Origin of the sequence: Rhizobium sp. NLR8a, from assembly GCF_019685235.1 — a bacterium.
In the GTDB taxonomy this organism is placed as follows: domain Bacteria; phylum Pseudomonadota; class Alphaproteobacteria; order Rhizobiales; family Rhizobiaceae; genus Rhizobium.
In genome coordinates this window covers 705,206-718,465 of the sequence record NZ_JABDWI010000001.1, presented here as the reverse complement: position 1 = coordinate 718,465, position 13,260 = coordinate 705,206, and the positions used below count along the sequence as shown (strand labels likewise).

17 protein-coding genes and 3 pseudogenes are annotated in these 13,260 nt (G+C 60.5%); 10 read left to right on the top strand and 10 right to left on the bottom strand.

What is annotated here, in order from left to right:
* The 3 genes and pseudogenes from HJC04_RS03290 to HJC04_RS03280 all read right to left on the bottom strand — a co-directional run.
* Window positions 1-148: pseudogene (locus tag HJC04_RS03290) on the bottom strand (trehalose utilization protein ThuA); the annotation flags it as partial.
* A 187-nt stretch (window positions 149-335) separates the two neighbouring features.
* On the bottom strand, window positions 336-677 hold the full coding sequence (locus tag HJC04_RS03285; RefSeq protein WP_064804454.1) for a multidrug efflux SMR transporter: 342 nt from the start codon (window positions 675-677) through the stop codon (window positions 336-338).
* Between the two features lie 18 nt (window positions 678-695).
* Window positions 696-1,259 carry a TetR/AcrR family transcriptional regulator gene (locus HJC04_RS03280; protein ID WP_221123481.1) on the bottom strand — a complete coding sequence of 188 codons (564 nt, stop codon included), beginning with the start codon at window positions 1,257-1,259 and terminating at the stop codon, window positions 696-698.
* 165 nt (window positions 1,260-1,424) lie between these two features.
* Here HJC04_RS03280 and HJC04_RS03275 point away from each other — a divergent pair, with 165 nt between their 5' ends.
* Complete coding sequence (locus tag HJC04_RS03275) at window positions 1,425-1,820, top strand: group II truncated hemoglobin (protein ID WP_210630179.1); 396 nt, start codon at window positions 1,425-1,427, stop codon at window positions 1,818-1,820.
* Window positions 1,817-2,188 carry a DUF423 domain-containing protein gene (locus HJC04_RS03270; RefSeq protein ID WP_221144726.1) on the top strand — a complete coding sequence of 124 codons (372 nt, stop codon included), beginning with the start codon at window positions 1,817-1,819 and terminating at the stop codon, window positions 2,186-2,188. Before HJC04_RS03275 ends, HJC04_RS03270 begins: the two co-directional genes overlap by 4 nt.
* Before the next feature lie 68 nt (window positions 2,189-2,256).
* On the opposite strand, the gene HJC04_RS03265 is transcribed toward HJC04_RS03270, so the two are convergent.
* The 5 genes from HJC04_RS03265 to HJC04_RS03245 form a co-directional block, all read right to left on the bottom strand.
* Window positions 2,257-2,571: an antibiotic biosynthesis monooxygenase gene (locus HJC04_RS03265; protein WP_210630176.1), complete on the bottom strand. Its 315-nt coding sequence runs from the start codon at window positions 2,569-2,571 to the stop codon at window positions 2,257-2,259.
* Between the two features lie 9 nt (window positions 2,572-2,580).
* Complete coding sequence (locus HJC04_RS03260; protein WP_210630174.1) at window positions 2,581-2,850, bottom strand: hypothetical protein; 270 nt, start codon at window positions 2,848-2,850, stop codon at window positions 2,581-2,583.
* Entirely contained in the window at window positions 2,847-3,254 is a 408-nt protein-coding gene (locus tag HJC04_RS03255) for a DUF2325 domain-containing protein (protein WP_210630173.1), read from the bottom strand. Before HJC04_RS03255 ends, HJC04_RS03260 begins: the two co-directional genes overlap by 4 nt.
* A gap of 108 nt (window positions 3,255-3,362) precedes the next feature.
* Window positions 3,363-4,685, bottom strand: coding sequence for an energy transducer TonB (locus HJC04_RS03250; protein WP_221144725.1), 1,323 nt, complete (start codon window positions 4,683-4,685; stop codon window positions 3,363-3,365).
* A 57-nt stretch (window positions 4,686-4,742) separates the two neighbouring features.
* Window positions 4,743-5,162 (bottom strand): hypothetical protein, encoded by a 420-nt coding sequence (locus HJC04_RS03245; protein ID WP_221144723.1) that lies wholly within the window; start codon window positions 5,160-5,162, stop codon window positions 4,743-4,745.
* Between the two features lie 176 nt (window positions 5,163-5,338).
* On the opposite strand from HJC04_RS03245, the pseudogene HJC04_RS03240 reads away from it, so the two are divergent.
* The 4 genes and pseudogenes from HJC04_RS03240 to HJC04_RS03225 form a co-directional block, all read left to right on the top strand.
* Window positions 5,339-5,437: pseudogene (locus HJC04_RS03240) on the top strand (hemin uptake protein HemP); the annotation flags it as partial.
* A pseudogene (locus tag HJC04_RS03235) lies at window positions 5,437-5,940 on the top strand (ATP-binding cassette domain-containing protein); the annotation flags it as partial. The pseudogenes HJC04_RS03240 and HJC04_RS03235, both read left to right, overlap by 1 nt.
* A gap of 147 nt (window positions 5,941-6,087) precedes the next feature.
* On the top strand, window positions 6,088-6,432 hold the full coding sequence (locus HJC04_RS03230) for a DUF883 family protein (protein WP_210630167.1): 345 nt from the start codon (window positions 6,088-6,090) through the stop codon (window positions 6,430-6,432).
* A 9-nt stretch (window positions 6,433-6,441) separates the two neighbouring features.
* A complete protein-coding gene (locus tag HJC04_RS03225) occupies window positions 6,442-6,840 on the top strand; it encodes a hypothetical protein (RefSeq protein ID WP_221123487.1) in 399 nt (132 codons plus the stop codon).
* Window positions 6,841-7,053: 213 nt separating this feature from the next.
* Here the strand turns inward: HJC04_RS03225 and HJC04_RS03220 are convergent, their stop codons facing one another.
* The gene (locus HJC04_RS03220) at window positions 7,054-7,611 is read right to left on the bottom strand and encodes an RNA polymerase sigma factor (RefSeq protein WP_011426507.1); all 558 of its coding nucleotides are present in this window, start codon (window positions 7,609-7,611) and stop codon (window positions 7,054-7,056) included.
* A gap of 9 nt (window positions 7,612-7,620) precedes the next feature.
* On the bottom strand, window positions 7,621-7,827 hold the full coding sequence (locus HJC04_RS03215; protein ID WP_011426508.1) for a NepR family anti-sigma factor: 207 nt from the start codon (window positions 7,825-7,827) through the stop codon (window positions 7,621-7,623).
* Window positions 7,828-8,073: 246 nt separating this feature from the next.
* Here HJC04_RS03215 and HJC04_RS03210 point away from each other — a divergent pair, with 246 nt between their 5' ends.
* From HJC04_RS03210 to preA, 4 genes are all read left to right on the top strand, one after another.
* On the top strand, window positions 8,074-8,868 hold the full coding sequence (locus HJC04_RS03210) for a response regulator (RefSeq protein WP_210630163.1): 795 nt from the start codon (window positions 8,074-8,076) through the stop codon (window positions 8,866-8,868).
* A gap of 193 nt (window positions 8,869-9,061) precedes the next feature.
* Window positions 9,062-10,057, top strand: a complete 996-nt coding sequence (locus tag HJC04_RS03205) for a sensor histidine kinase (protein WP_210631574.1) — start codon at window positions 9,062-9,064, stop codon at window positions 10,055-10,057.
* Window positions 10,058-10,470: 413 nt separating this feature from the next.
* Window positions 10,471-11,832, top strand: a complete 1,362-nt coding sequence (locus HJC04_RS03200; RefSeq protein WP_210630162.1) for an NAD(P)-dependent oxidoreductase — start codon at window positions 10,471-10,473, stop codon at window positions 11,830-11,832.
* A gap of 15 nt (window positions 11,833-11,847) precedes the next feature.
* Window positions 11,848-13,161, top strand: a complete 1,314-nt coding sequence (preA, locus tag HJC04_RS03195; protein ID WP_210630160.1) for an NAD-dependent dihydropyrimidine dehydrogenase subunit PreA — start codon at window positions 11,848-11,850, stop codon at window positions 13,159-13,161.
* Window positions 13,162-13,260 lie beyond the last annotated feature (99 nt).

The following is a 13,260-nucleotide window of genomic DNA, read 5'->3' as shown; positions in this document are numbered from 1 at the left end:
GCAGCGTCGCCGTGGTCGCCGAGATGCCGGCATCGGTATTCAGCGCATTGGCGATCGTCGTATGCATGCCTTCAGGGTAGATGCCCCGGACGATCGCATTGGTATTCTCGTGGATGTTTTCACCCCAGACGACGGTGCGTATGGTCATGATGTGCTCCTCTGGAAGCCGGAAGTATCGACAGGCGGGAAATTCAAAGCGCTTTGGAAAAAGGCGCTTGGGTGCGCCTCGATCTCCTCCACGTCCGAGCAACACATATCGCTTTGTCAGGGGTTTGACAAAGGGGAAAATTTCTTCCGTGAGACTCCAGAGGACTTTCTGAAATATAGCAATGAAATCAATGAGAAACAGATTTAGAGAACAGATTGACGACGATGACGCCCGATATGATCAGCCCGAGGCCGACAATGGCCGGCAGGTCGAGGCGCTGCTTGAAGAAGATCAGGCCAACCGAAGAAATCAGCACGATTCCCAAAGCGCTCCAAATTGCATAGGCGATGCCGACGGGAATGCTCTTCAGCGTCAAAGATAGGCAATAGAAGGCCGCGGCATAACACGCGACGACAAGCGCCGTCGGCCCGATGCGCGTAAACTGTTGCGACAATTGCAGCGCCGTAGTGCCGATGACTTCGAGCACGATGGCTGCAAAGAGCAGCCCGTAGATGGCGGCCTGGCTCATGACGAATTCCTTTTCGCATTACTTTCCCGTGAGCTCGACAAGACGGCTGATGAGATTCAGCCTCAAAGCACTGCTGATGTCATGGCTCTCCAACGTATCGGCGAACCACAGCCCGTCAGCGGCGAAGCGCACGATCTGTGCATCGAGCGAGGAGTCGGTGCCGACATATTCCTCGGCCCGCGCCTGAACCCATTGGCGCCAGCGAAGGCGCAGCCGGGGTTCGGCGAGAAGCGCGATCGTCACCTGCGTCCAACTCCTGGAATCGTCGGGACGATCCTTGAGACCGGACACCGCATTGAGATAGGCGCGGGTGAAGCGGCCCTGCGGCACGGGATCGCCGCGCATCAGTTCCTCGATATCGGCATCGAACCTTTCGAGCAGGCTCTCGAACAGCGCGTCGAGCAGCGCATTCTTTGTCGGGAAGTGATGCAGCAAGCCGCCCTTGCTGACGCTGGAGGCAGCGGAAACCGCATCGAGCGTCACGGCCGCCATGCCTTCGCTGGCAGCAAGACGCGCGGCGACCTCCAGCAACTGCTGGCGCACGAGAGCGGGTTGCTTCTTGCGATGATGAGCGTTTGACATGCGAGATAAAGATACCGTCCGGACGGTTTTGTCAAGAAGAATCGGCGTAAGCCCATGCCCCACAGGCACTATGCGCGAAATGCCGCGGCACCTTGATGACAGTTGCGATCGTTTTCCATCGGGTGCATGAAGAGCCGGGGATGAGAATATACCGGGGATGGTTCCGTGACGGAGAAGGTCACCACTCTATATGAAGCGATCGGCGGCGATCCCACCGTGCGGGCGCTGACGCATCGCTTCTACGCGCTGATGGATACGCTGCCGCAGGCAAGCAACGTGCGCGCCGCGCACCCGCCGAGCCTCGAAGGCAGCGAAGAAAAATTCTACGAATACATGAGCGGCTATCTTGGCGGCCCGCCGCTCTATACCGACAAGCGCGGCCATCCGCGCCTGCGCAGCCGCCATTTCGTTGCCGAGATCGGGCCGGTGGAGCGCGACGAATGGCTGCTCTGCTTCCGCCGCGCGCTCGACGAGACGATATCAAGCCAGGCACTGCGCGATCTCATCTGGGCGCCGGTCGAACGCCTCGCCCATCACATGCAAAACAAGGAAGAGTCATGAGCCTCAACGCGCGCCTGGAGCCGACGCTCTATCTCTTTGCCGGCCTGTTCGGCGCAGCCGGCGTGGCGCTCGCCGCGCTTGCCGCCCATGGCGGGGGCGAGGCAAACCTTGCGGCTTCTGCATCCGCCATGTGCCTTGCGCACGCCCCGGCCCTGCTGGCGTTGGCGCTCGGCATCGCCAGGCTCAAAACCGCCGGGCTGGCCGGTTTTCTGATGATCGTGGGAACACTGTTCTTTGCCGGCGATCTCGTCTCGCTCCGCTTCTCCGGCGCTGGCCTCTTCCCCTATGCCGCGCCGACCGGTGGATGGGCGATGATGCTCGGCTGGCTGGCCGTGGCGGCGGGTGCTGTGTTTCGGGTCAGAGCGTAGAGTCACCCCTTCTCCCCAGCGGGGAGAAGAGGGAGGAGGCGGCACCGGCATTCCTTAAGGGCCAAGCCTTAAATCCCGTCGACCACATTAAAACCCTCAAAAACCGGCGGCCCCTTGTACATCGTCTTGCGGTCCCCGGCATTGCGGTGCGCCGCGCGAAAGTTCTCAGACTTCGTCCAGTTCTGAAAATCGTCTTCGCTCTTCCAGACCGTGTGCGAGGAATAGAGCGTGTAGCCCTCTTCTTCGTTGGCCTTGCCGCGCAGCAGGCGGAATTCGACGAAACCGGGGACCTCGGCGAGGCTGGAATCCCGATTGCGCCAGACCGTCTCGAAATCGCCCTCGGTCCCGGTTACGACCTTGAAGCGGTTCATTGCGATATACATGAAATCTCCTTACGCCTTCTTGGCCGCCTTCGCAGCAGGCGAGGGAAAGGCGAGAACATTATTGCCGTTTGCCGCAGCCGCGCCAAGCGGTCTCGTGGCCGCCTCCCCAGGCATGCGCGCCTCCCAGGTCGGGAACAGTGTCACATTCTGATGGAGCTGCTGGCGTGCGGTGTGCTGCTGGAACAGTTCGTGGAGTTCGGGCACGAGGCCGTCGCCGCTCTGCGCGGCGAGCTTGTGCAGGCCGATCATGGTGAAGCCGTCGAGGCGCTGGTCGTTCATCGGGAAGTGTCTCGTTCGTTCATCGTCTGCAGCGCACGTTCCAGGCTGGACTTGCTGCCGTTTCGAAGCGGGATGAAGGCCTTGCTGAACTTCTTGCAGCCGGTCTTCACGCGCAGGCAGGCATCGTGGCTGATACAGTCGATAGGGCAGAACACGCAGTCGACGGAGGGAAGCAGCGTGTCGATGCGGGAGACCGCCTCGCGCAGGCCGCCATCGTGATGAATGAGCTCGGCGCCGAAATTGCTGGCGATCTGGCGCAGATGCGCCACCTGGCAGTCACGCCCGCCGACATAAAGAAAACTGCGGCCACCCAGTTTGGATCGTCCGTTGGATGCCTGTCCGGCCTCCTCGCCCGCGGTCTCGCGGACCTCCCGGTTCGATCCCTTCTTGCCCTTGCGAGCCATATGCCACCCGTTCGCTGGTTGATCGTCACACGATTCCTGCGTGTGCGGACGGACCTTATTAAACTTGATTTTTGGAGTAAAGTATAAAGTTGAATGTATTTATCATATTTATCGCGGAGTGACCTCAACCGGAAAGGTGTATGTGCGCTGGGATGCCGTCAGGTCATCGGGCATAGCCGGAAGATTGCAGGAAGCTACCCTGGCAAGTGCGGCACGATCCACATCTGGCAAGCTTGACCCGCGGACGATGCCCGACGCTGTGATATCGCCGCCGCGGCTGACGGTGATGCGAACAGTTAAGCTGGCGCGAGCCCTCCGATACCGCGCCTCCATCCGATCGACGCAACGGAATAATCGTGCAACGAGCTTGCCCTTATAGTTGGCTTCCGACGCGGCGCCGGCTCCATTCCCACCGCCCGATGTCCGTGAATTGTTATCGGAATTGGCGTCTGCCTGCCCATCTGCCACACCTCTGCGCGCTTCTTGTTTGGCATCGCCCTCCGAGCCCTGCGCTTTCTTCGGCGGCTGTTTTCTTTCCACCGGCTTCTTTTCCACTGGCTTTTCAAGCTTGGGTCTCGGCGCTGGCGTAACGATTTCTGCCGGCTGTTCCGGCTCGGGAGAGATGGCGGCCGTCTCGACAGGCTTGATCTCTTCCTGCTCGGGCTGCACCGCGGCCGCCACAGGTGGCTCGACAGACATCACCGGAGTGTCCACCGGTTGTTCAGGCACCACCGTTGACATCGGCTGTACGACTGAAGTTTCCGCAGGGGTTTCCGATACAAGAACTTCCGGCTCCGCAGCCGTCACCGTCTCCGCTGACTGACGTGTAATCTCCTGCGCCGGTTGAACAGCTTCGACAGGCTCAGCATCGGTCGGCTGGACGGCCTCCGGCTGCACCTCTGCTGTCTCTACCGGTTTGATCTCATCGGGTTCGACAGCTTCTGGAACGATTTCTTGCTGGATCGTGATATCGGTCTCGCCGGCTGCGCTTTGATCCGCATCAGAACTGCCGAGCATAATGACGCTGATCGCTTCGCCTGCTTCCACCAGTGTCTCGTCAGAAGGCTTGGGCATAACGACAAGCAGCGCCACGGCCAGCGCGACATGAAAGAAGAACGAACCGACACACGTCAGCGCCACCCGCCGCCGCACCGGCTTCTGATCGTCTTCCTGCTTCTCCACCGCCGCATCCATCGGCGGCGCGGAAACGTGAGCGACCGGTTCGGCTTCCGGATGGCCGGGAAAGGAAGAGATATGTGCTAAATGCGTATAGTGGATCACCGTTTCGCCGGCCGGCTGCCGCTGCGCGTTTCGCAGTTCGGGAAGCTCGTGGCCGGGGTGCATGCCGGGCGTGTTGTCGTTCAGGCTGGTGTCGGCACTCTCCTCCCCGATGAGCACGTGTTCCGATCCGGATTTCGCTGAAATCGCCATTCTTTACGCCTCGGACAGCCGGAAACATGTCCGCCGGGTTTCATCCCCGGCGTCTTCTCATCCTTCGAAAGGAACGGAGATCTGCGAGCGGGTGACGAGACCCTTCATGCATTCGCCGGCGACCGGCCCGTCGCAGACCGGCGTGTCGTTGATGAGGATGCGGGTCACGCTCTCGCATTTGACATTCGGCATGTCGAACTGGCGCACGCGCTTCTTGCCCTGCGGCAGATCGCGGAAGTCGAGAACGGTGATGCGGTCGACGGCATTCTTGTCATTGAAGAAGGCGAGCTCGAAGGAAACCTTGTTGATGGCGGAGGACAGCTTGTTGAGCGCCACGAAGGTCATCATGCAGCCCTTCTGCGAAGGCGCCAGCGCGTTCAGTTCGACATCGAGAGAGGTTGCGGGCGCCGCCTCCTGCGCCTGGACCACGGTTGCAACCACCAAGCCGGCCATTACGGCCGCAACCCCACCCGTCATAATCTTCTCCGCATTGTCGCGAGCCGTCAGCGGACGGCTTCGTATCAGCAATCTCAAAAACTTGACTGCTTTAGTCTCCTATTGCGTCTTTAAAAAAGTATGAGTAAGCAAGTCAAGTTAATTGTAAACACAACCGGAGGCCTTCAGATCCCGGTACCACGGAATTGCCTGCTGAAATGATGGTTGAAAAGCCAGACACCTTTAAGCATGTGCCACTGCCCTTAGAGCCTGCGGCGCAGCACCGGATCGTCGAAAGCGCGGATCTTGCCTGCGGCAGCTTGCCGCCGTTGACGGCGTGCTGCCGCAGGCAAGCACCATTTCCTTTCCCTTCACCCTGCGCGAGATCGTCCGCATGGGCCTCACCTTGGGCCTGAACCTGCGCCCCGACAAATCAGATCAGACGGCGGCCGCCGCTCTCGCTTCCGTCGGCCATGTCGGCTTCGAAGGCCGCTTTTACCAAGAGCTTTCGGGCGGCGAACAGCAGCGCGTGCAGCTTGCCCGCGTGCTCTGCCAGATTTCCGAACCGTCGTCGACGGCAAGCCCTGCTGGCTGCTGCTCAACGAGCCGGTCTCCGGTCTGGATATCAGCCACCAGCTGACCATCGTGACGCTCGCCGGCAATTTCTGCGAACGCGGCGGCGTCATCGCAGTCATGCACGACCTCAACCTGACAGCGCTCGTTGCCGACCGGATCGTGCTGATGAAATCCGGCCGGCTCGCCGCCGCCGGCTGACGGCACGCCTTTCGTGCTTGCCCACAGCGCCCGCTCCTGTCCCTGAGCCTGCGCGGGCGGAACTTTTGCCCTGTCAAAACGTTCTCGGCAATGATCTGGGTCAATGCCGGGCGACATCATTCATGCAACGGACGGTGGTGACCCTCGTGCGAAACAGGCGGGCTCGCGCGCGCCCCAGCCAATGGAGACAGCCATGAGCTATTCTATTTTCCAGTCCGGCCGCAGCCGCCGCAACGGCACCTTCCACCATCTCGAATCCGGTATCGAAGAACAGATCGAGGCATTGCGCGACGAGCTCGCCGAATTGACGCGCCTCGTCGGCAAGAACTCGCGCCACCAGAGCGAGAAGATTCGCAGCCAGGCCAACGCTGGCTATGAGGAACTGCTCAGCCGCAGCGAGGATCTGCTGCGCGAACTGCAGCACGGCTATGAGCGCGGAGCCACCGAAATGCGCGAGACGGTGCGCAAACATCCGCTGGCAACTATCGGCGCCGCTGCCGCTTTCGGCTTGGCCATCGCCTTCCTCGCCCGTCGCTGAGGAAGCACGATGCTCTCGATCCTCAGCCTGCTGATGGGCGCAAGCGTGCATCGGACCGTCGCGCGCGTCAAACGCAACAGCATCTTCATCGCGCTTGCCGCGCTCTTCCTCCTCACGGCCTATGCGCTGGCGGTGGCCGCCGGCGCCATTTGGCTCGCCGGCATCTACGGTCCGCTCGCCGCCGTCTTCTTCCTGGCCGTCGGCGCGATGCTGATCGCAATCATCGTGCTGGTGGTGATGTCTATCATCAACGCCCGCGAGGCTCGCCGCGCCCGCGATCGCCGTGCGGCGCTGGAATCTCTGGCGACGGTGGGACTGGGCCTCGTCCGCGCCCAACCGCTGCTCACTGCCGGCGTCCTGGCCGCCATCGTCGCGGCCAATCTTATGGGTTCGAAGCGGGAGGATTAGGGAAGGGCCACAAAGCTTGGCGTGCGATTATCGATAGCGGCACCACGCTAACCTCCTTCATTCCTGTCCTCGGGCTTTGACCCGAAGGCAGGAATGAAGGTGGAGAGTTGGTGCCTCGCACAAGCAACCGTTACGCGGATGCGCCGTTTCCCGGCCCCACCGAGGCAAAAGCCGGTGCCCCGAAGAGCAGATCGGCTCCACATGCAACACCTCTCAGAACGCAAAAGCCTTCGAGGTCAGCGGCGCCGAAGTGGCGTCGGGGCCGAAATCGGCCTCGCCTGAAATCTGCAGCAGTTCCTGCAGGCGCTGCCGCGCGCGGTTGACGCGGCTTTTGATAGTGCCGACGGCGCAGCCGCAGATCTCGGCGGCCTCTTCGTACGAAAATCCCGAGGCGCCAACGAGGATGATCGCCTCGCGCTGGTCCGGCGGCAGCTGATCGAGCGCCTTCTTGAAATCCTGCAGATCGAGTGCGCCATACTGGGAGGGATGCATTGCCATCGATTCCGTGAACAGCCCGTCGCTGTCCTGCACCTCGCGGCCGCTCTTGCGCATCTGGCTGTAGAGTTCGTTGCGCAGGATCGTGAAGAGCCAAGCCTTCATATTGGTGCCCATCTCGAAATGGTCCTGCTTGGCCCAGGCCTTCATGATGGTATCCTGGACGAGATCGTCGGCGCGATCGTGCCGTCCGATCAGCGAAATGGCGAAAGCGCGAAGGCTAGGGAGGGCCGCCAGCAATTCCCGCTTGAAGCTGGGTTGCAGTTTCTCTTCCATGCGACGATCCTATTCGGCCATCTTGGCAGAAGCCATCATTTCAGCATGGTCGAGCTTTTCGAGAAGGTCGAGAAAACGATCGGGGATCGCCTCTTCCTGTGCCGCGGCATAGAGCGACCGCAGCTTGACGCCGATCTGGTTGTTCGGGTCCAGAATATCGCTTGCCCGCAGCTCCAGCTTCCGCTGATCCGCCGCCTCTTTATTGCGTGTAGTCATCAACTCGTCTTCTCACCGTTATCTGTTCCAGAGGCGTGCAATCAAGAAATCAACCACCGACACCGACCGTTCCACTATCGATATCGCTGATATTTGCCGCGGCATGGATCAAATGCTACGCCCTTTCTTCGTCGGGTGGGATAATGCGGCGCGACAAAAAAAGTTCCTGCCGTTCCGGAACTTTTTTACCAAGGAAGCGTTAACCGCCCATTGAACCTACGACCGGCCTGCATACGGGAGCCCTTGATGACACTTTCTACTCGAATTGCGCCGCACCTTCCTTATCTGCGTCGCTATTCCCGCGCCCTTACCGGCACTCAGACTTCAGGTGACGCTTACGTCGCCGCCGTTCTCGAAGCCATTATAGCCGACCTGTCGATCTTTCCGGATACCCCAAATGACCGGGTCGCGCTTTACAAACTGTTCACGCAACTGTTTGGTTCCACTGCGGTCCAGATTCCAGAGCCGACCTCCCCTTATGCATGGGAACAGCGCGCCACGCTCAACCTGTCCAAGGTTTCGCCGGGCGCTCGTCAGGCCTTCCTGCTCGCTTCAGTGGAGAATTTCCGCGTTGCAGAAATCGCGGAAATCCTCGAACTCGATGAACAGGATGTCATGCAGTTGCTCGACAAGGCCTCGCAGGAAATCTCCCGTCAGGTCGCAACCGACATCATGATCATCGAGGATGAACCGCTGATCGCCATGGATATAGAGCAAATGGTCGAAAGCCTCGGCCATCGCGTCACCGGCATTGCCCGCACGCATGCCGAAGCCGTAGCGCTCTACAACAAGACGAAGCCGAGCATGGTGCTCGCCGACATCCAGCTTGCCGACGGCAGTTCCGGCATCGACGCGGTCAACGACATCCTCAAGACGTCGAGCGTGCCGGTGATCTTCATCACCGCGTTCCCGGAACGGCTTCTGACGGGTGAGCGCCCCGAACCCACTTTCCTCGTGACCAAACCGTTCAACCCCGACATGGTCAAGGCCCTGATCAGCCAAGCGCTTTTCTTCAATGAATCGACCAAGGTAGCCGCCTGAGACGCAATTTTCCGGTTCTCGGAACCAACCCGCCGAGACAGGCGTTCCGGTGCTACCGGGGTGCCCCGATGACTTTAACGGTTTTTGCAGCGCTTTATTCTAGAGTTGGCAGGCGGTTTCTGGCGGGGCGTTCCGTTCAGCGACGCTCCGAGATGTCACAAGGAAAGGCGGCCGAGTGAATACGACTGAACCATTGTCGGGCACGCCTTTCACCTTCGAAGGCAAAGCCGCAATGATGGAGCGGGCGCTCGGCAGCGCCGGGATTTCGATCCTCTGCCAGGACGCCCGGCTTTCAATCTTCTACGCCGAAAATCTGCCGCCGCATTTCGCAGCGCTTTTGATGCCCGGCGGCAGTGATGCCGCCCTTTTCGGCGATGTCCATGGGCAATATCTGACGGCGCTGAAACGCAAGGTGCTGGAGACCGGCATTCCCAACAATGCCGAGGTCGAAATCGATGTCGACGGCGAAATGCGTACCTATGAATTGAAGATCCAACGCACTGGCGACCGCAGCACGCTTGGACTTCTGTCCGTGATGACGGAGGTCACTGAGAGCCGGCATCGCGAAAAAGTGCTGAAATCGCTGCTGCGTGAGCTATCGCACCGTTCGAAGAACCTTCTCGCCATCATTCAGGGCATTGCGACCCAAACAGCGCGCAACACGCTCTCGCTAGACAGCTTCCTCCTCAAGTTCCGCGGCAGGCTGCAATCGCTTTCCAATTCCCAGGACCTCGTCACGGATTCAAGCTGGCGGGGCGCCTATCTCTTCGAGCTCGCTGAAAAACAGTTCGCTCCCTACTGGCCGGAGACATCAGGCTCCATGCCGATCTACGGCATCAATGCCCATCTGACGCCGAATGCCGCCGTGCATCTCGGCCTCGCCCTCCACGAGCTCATTGTCAACTCCGCTTCCTACGGGGCAATATCAGGCGGCGCCGCCTCAATCACGTTGAACTGCCGCGAGGCGATGATCAACGACAGGAAGGCAATCGAGATCGCCTGGGCCGAAGTGCTGCAGGATCAGTCGGAGGTCCATGAATTCAGCGACAACAGCTTCGGCCGCACCGTGCTGGAGCGTGTCGTGCCCTCGTCTGTCAACGGCAAAGCGGAATTGAGCCTTGTGCCCGGCCGCATCGAATATCGGTTGACCATTCCGGAAACCGAATTCGAGATCTTCAAGCGTGTGTGATAGCCGGAAACGACAGGCCTGTCAGCAACAGAAAAACAGCCGGTGCGAGGGCGGCGCACCGGCTGTCTTCACTCACCGGGAGGGGACCGTGAGTACGTCCGGATAGTGGGTTGGGGGCGCGCATGTTGGGTCGATGCGATCACCATCCGGATATCGCAATAACGGCGAAGCCAGGATTTGGTTCCCTCGCATTCGAAAAAAATCGTCCTTTTTTAATCTTTTTTCTGATGCTCTTCCCTCGCCGCATCTTCAGATAAATCATCGGTCAAAACTGAAGAAATTAAACGTTAAAAAACAGCGATTTACCGGCACCCTCTCCAGGAGGATCCGTCAAAATTTTACCGTTTGATAAATTTTTAAACCTGAGTTACGCTTTCCCTCACAGGCCGTTTACCAATAATGAGGGAACTTCAATGGAACGACTGGAAACCGGGATTCATGCTGGCCGGCTTTCGCCCGCCGAGTATGACGCTAATTTTTCCGATCTGCATCCGCGCCTCGACAATCATGAGGCGCTGGTCGCCGCCGACCGCTGTTATTTCTGTTATGACGCGCCGTGTATGACGGCCTGTCCCACCTCGATCGACATTCCGCTCTTCATTCGCCAGATTTCGACCGGCAATGCGCTCGGCTCGGCAAAGACGATCTTCGACCAGAACATCCTCGGCGGCATGTGCGCCCGCGTCTGTCCCACCGAAGAGTTGTGCGAGCAGGCCTGCGTGCGCAATACGGCCGAGGAACGGCCCGTCGAAATCGGCCGCCTGCAGCGTTATGCGACCGATGCCGCCATGCAGGCCGGCAAACAGTTTTATATCAGGGCAGAGGCGAGCGGCAAAAGGATTGCCGTCGTCGGCGCCGGCCCGGCAGGCCTTGCCGCCGCACATCGCCTGGCCGTGAAGGGTCATTCCGTCACGATTTACGACGGCAGGGAAAAATCCGGCGGCCTCAACGAATACGGCATCGCCACCTATAAAACAGTAGACGATTTCGCCCAGCGGGAAGTCGATTACATCATGTCGATCGGCGGCATCGAGGTTAAGCAAGGCGCCCTCCTCGGCCGCGATTTTTCGCTTTCCGATCTGCAGGCGCAATATGACGCCGTCTTCCTCGGCATCGGCCTTGCCGGCGTCAACGCCCTGCGCATTGAGGGCGAAAACCTAGCCGGCGTCGACGACGCCGTCGATTTCATCGCCGCCCTTCGCCAGGCTGACGACAAGAGCGACATTGCCATCGGCCGCCGGGTCGTCGTGCTCGGCGGCGGGATGACGGCGATCGACGCTGCCGTGCAGGCAAAGCTGCTCGGCGCCGAGGAAGTGACGATCTGTTATCGCCGTGGCAAGGAGCACATGAACGCCTCGGAATACGAGCAGGATCTGGCCAGTTCCAAGGGCGTCATCATCCGCCACTGGCTGGCGCCGAAATCGATCCTGTCGCAGGACGGCAAAGTTGCCGCGATCGAAGTGGAATATACCAAAATCCTCGAAGGCCGCCTCGTCGGCACCGGCGAGACCGGCGTGATTGCCGCCGACCAGATCTTCAAGGCGATCGGCCAGACCTTTGATGCCGCGGGCCTCGGTTCGCTGCGCATGGAGTCCGGCCGCATTGCCGTCGACGCCGAAGGCCGCACCTCGCTCGACGGCGTCTGGGCCGGCGGCGACTGCGTCTTTGGCGGCGAGGATCTCACGGTTTCCGCCGTCGCCCACGGCCGCGACGCGGCTGAATCCATCCATCGCGCCCTCTCCGCAACAGCCGTTCCGGCTGTCGCGGTTGCTTGAAGGGGAGAATGAACAATGGCTGATCTCCGCAACAATTTCGTCGGCATCAAATCCCCGAACCCGTTCTGGCTGGCCTCCGCGCCGCCGACCGACAAGGCCTATAACGTCGAGCGCGCCTTCAAGGCCGGTTGGGGCGGCGTGGTCTGGAAGACGCTCGGCGAGGAAGGCCCGCCCGTCGTCAACGTCAACGGCCCCCGCTATGGCGCGATCTTTGGCGCCGACCGCCGCCTGCTGGGACTCAACAATATCGAGCTCATCACCGACCGCGACCTCTACACCAACCTGCGTGAGATGAAGCAGGTGAAGATGAACTGGCCGGATCGGGCGCTGATCGCCTCGATCATGGTGCCCTGCGAGGAACAGGCCTGGAAGGCGATCCTGCCGCTGGTCGAAGAGACCGGCGCCGACGGTATCGAACTCAATTTCGGCTGTCCGCACGGCATGTCGGAGCGCGGCATGGGCTCGGCCGTCGGCCAGGTGCCGGAATATATCGAGATGGTCGTGCGCTGGTGCAAGCAGTACACCCGCATGCCCGTCATCACCAAACTGACGCCCAATATCACCGATATCCGCCGTCCCGCCCGCGCCGCCAAGGCCGGCGGCACCGACGCCGTTTCGCTGATCAATACGATCAACTCGATTGTGTCAGTCGATCTCGACAACTTCGCCCCCAACCCGACGGTCGGTGGCAAGGGCAGCCATGGCGGCTATTGCGGCCCGGCGGTCAAGCCGATCGCCCTCAACATGGTGGCCGAGATCGCCCGTGATCCGGAAACCTATGGCCTGCCCATCTCCGGCATCGGCGGCATCACTACCTGGCGGGACGCAGCCGAATTCCTCGTTCTCGGCGCCGGCAACGTCCAGGTCTGCACCGCGGCGATGACCTATGGCTTCAAGATCGTGCAGGAGATGATAACGGGTCTCTCCGACTGGATGGACGAAAAGGGCCATCGTAGCCTCGACGACATTACCGGCCGCGCCGTGCCCAACGTCACCGATTGGCAATATCTGAACCTCAACTATGTCGCCAAGGCGAAGATCGACCAGGACGCCTGCATCAAATGCGGCCGCTGCCATATCGCCTGCGAGGACACCTCGCACCAGGCAATTACCAATGTCGTCAACGGTCTGCGTCATTTCGAGGTGATCGAAGAGGAATGCGTCGGGTGCAATCTCTGCGTCAACGTCTGCCCGGTCGAGAACTGCATCACCATGGAACCGCTTGCTGCCGGTACCCTCGACAAGCGCACCGGCCGCGTCGTCGATCCGAACTACGCCAATTGGACGACCCACCCGAATAATCCGATGGCCCGCCAAGCGGCGGAGTGACTGCTTCGCGACGCCGCGGACAAGTTCGGTCCGCGGCGTTGCGCTGTATTGCAAATGCGGATTTTGGGCCTGATGGGCGGCCCCGAAAGGTGGCGGAAA

Coding starts and splice junctions, on each gene's coding strand:
- HJC04_RS03255 (WP_210630173.1), bottom strand. CDS start 3,254: ATGGCTCGCAAGGGCAAGAAGGGATCGAACCGGGAGGTCCGCGAGACC.
- HJC04_RS03250 (WP_221144725.1), bottom strand. CDS start 4,685: ATGGCGATTTCAGCGAAATCCGGATCGGAACACGTGCTCATCGGGGAG.
- HJC04_RS03230 (WP_210630167.1), top strand. CDS start 6,088: ATGAGCTATTCTATTTTCCAGTCCGGCCGCAGCCGCCGCAACGGCACC.
- HJC04_RS03215 (WP_011426508.1), bottom strand. CDS start 7,827: ATGACTACACGCAATAAAGAGGCGGCGGATCAGCGGAAGCTGGAGCTG.
- HJC04_RS03225 (WP_221123487.1), top strand. CDS start 6,442: ATGCTCTCGATCCTCAGCCTGCTGATGGGCGCAAGCGTGCATCGGACC.
- HJC04_RS03260 (WP_210630174.1), bottom strand. CDS start 2,850: ATGAACGACCAGCGCCTCGACGGCTTCACCATGATCGGCCTGCACAAG.
- HJC04_RS03200 (WP_210630162.1), top strand. CDS start 10,471: ATGGAACGACTGGAAACCGGGATTCATGCTGGCCGGCTTTCGCCCGCC.
- preA (WP_210630160.1), top strand. CDS start 11,848: ATGGCTGATCTCCGCAACAATTTCGTCGGCATCAAATCCCCGAACCCG.
- HJC04_RS03265 (WP_210630176.1), bottom strand. CDS start 2,571: ATGTATATCGCAATGAACCGCTTCAAGGTCGTAACCGGGACCGAGGGC.
- HJC04_RS03270 (WP_221144726.1), top strand. CDS start 1,817: ATGAGCCTCAACGCGCGCCTGGAGCCGACGCTCTATCTCTTTGCCGGC.
- HJC04_RS03280 (WP_221123481.1), bottom strand. CDS start 1,259: ATGTCAAACGCTCATCATCGCAAGAAGCAACCCGCTCTCGTGCGCCAG.
- HJC04_RS03245 (WP_221144723.1), bottom strand. CDS start 5,162: ATGACGGGTGGGGTTGCGGCCGTAATGGCCGGCTTGGTGGTTGCAACC.
- HJC04_RS03220 (WP_011426507.1), bottom strand. CDS start 7,611: ATGGAAGAGAAACTGCAACCCAGCTTCAAGCGGGAATTGCTGGCGGCC.
- HJC04_RS03285 (WP_064804454.1), bottom strand. CDS start 677: ATGAGCCAGGCCGCCATCTACGGGCTGCTCTTTGCAGCCATCGTGCTC.
- HJC04_RS03210 (WP_210630163.1), top strand. CDS start 8,074: ATGACACTTTCTACTCGAATTGCGCCGCACCTTCCTTATCTGCGTCGC.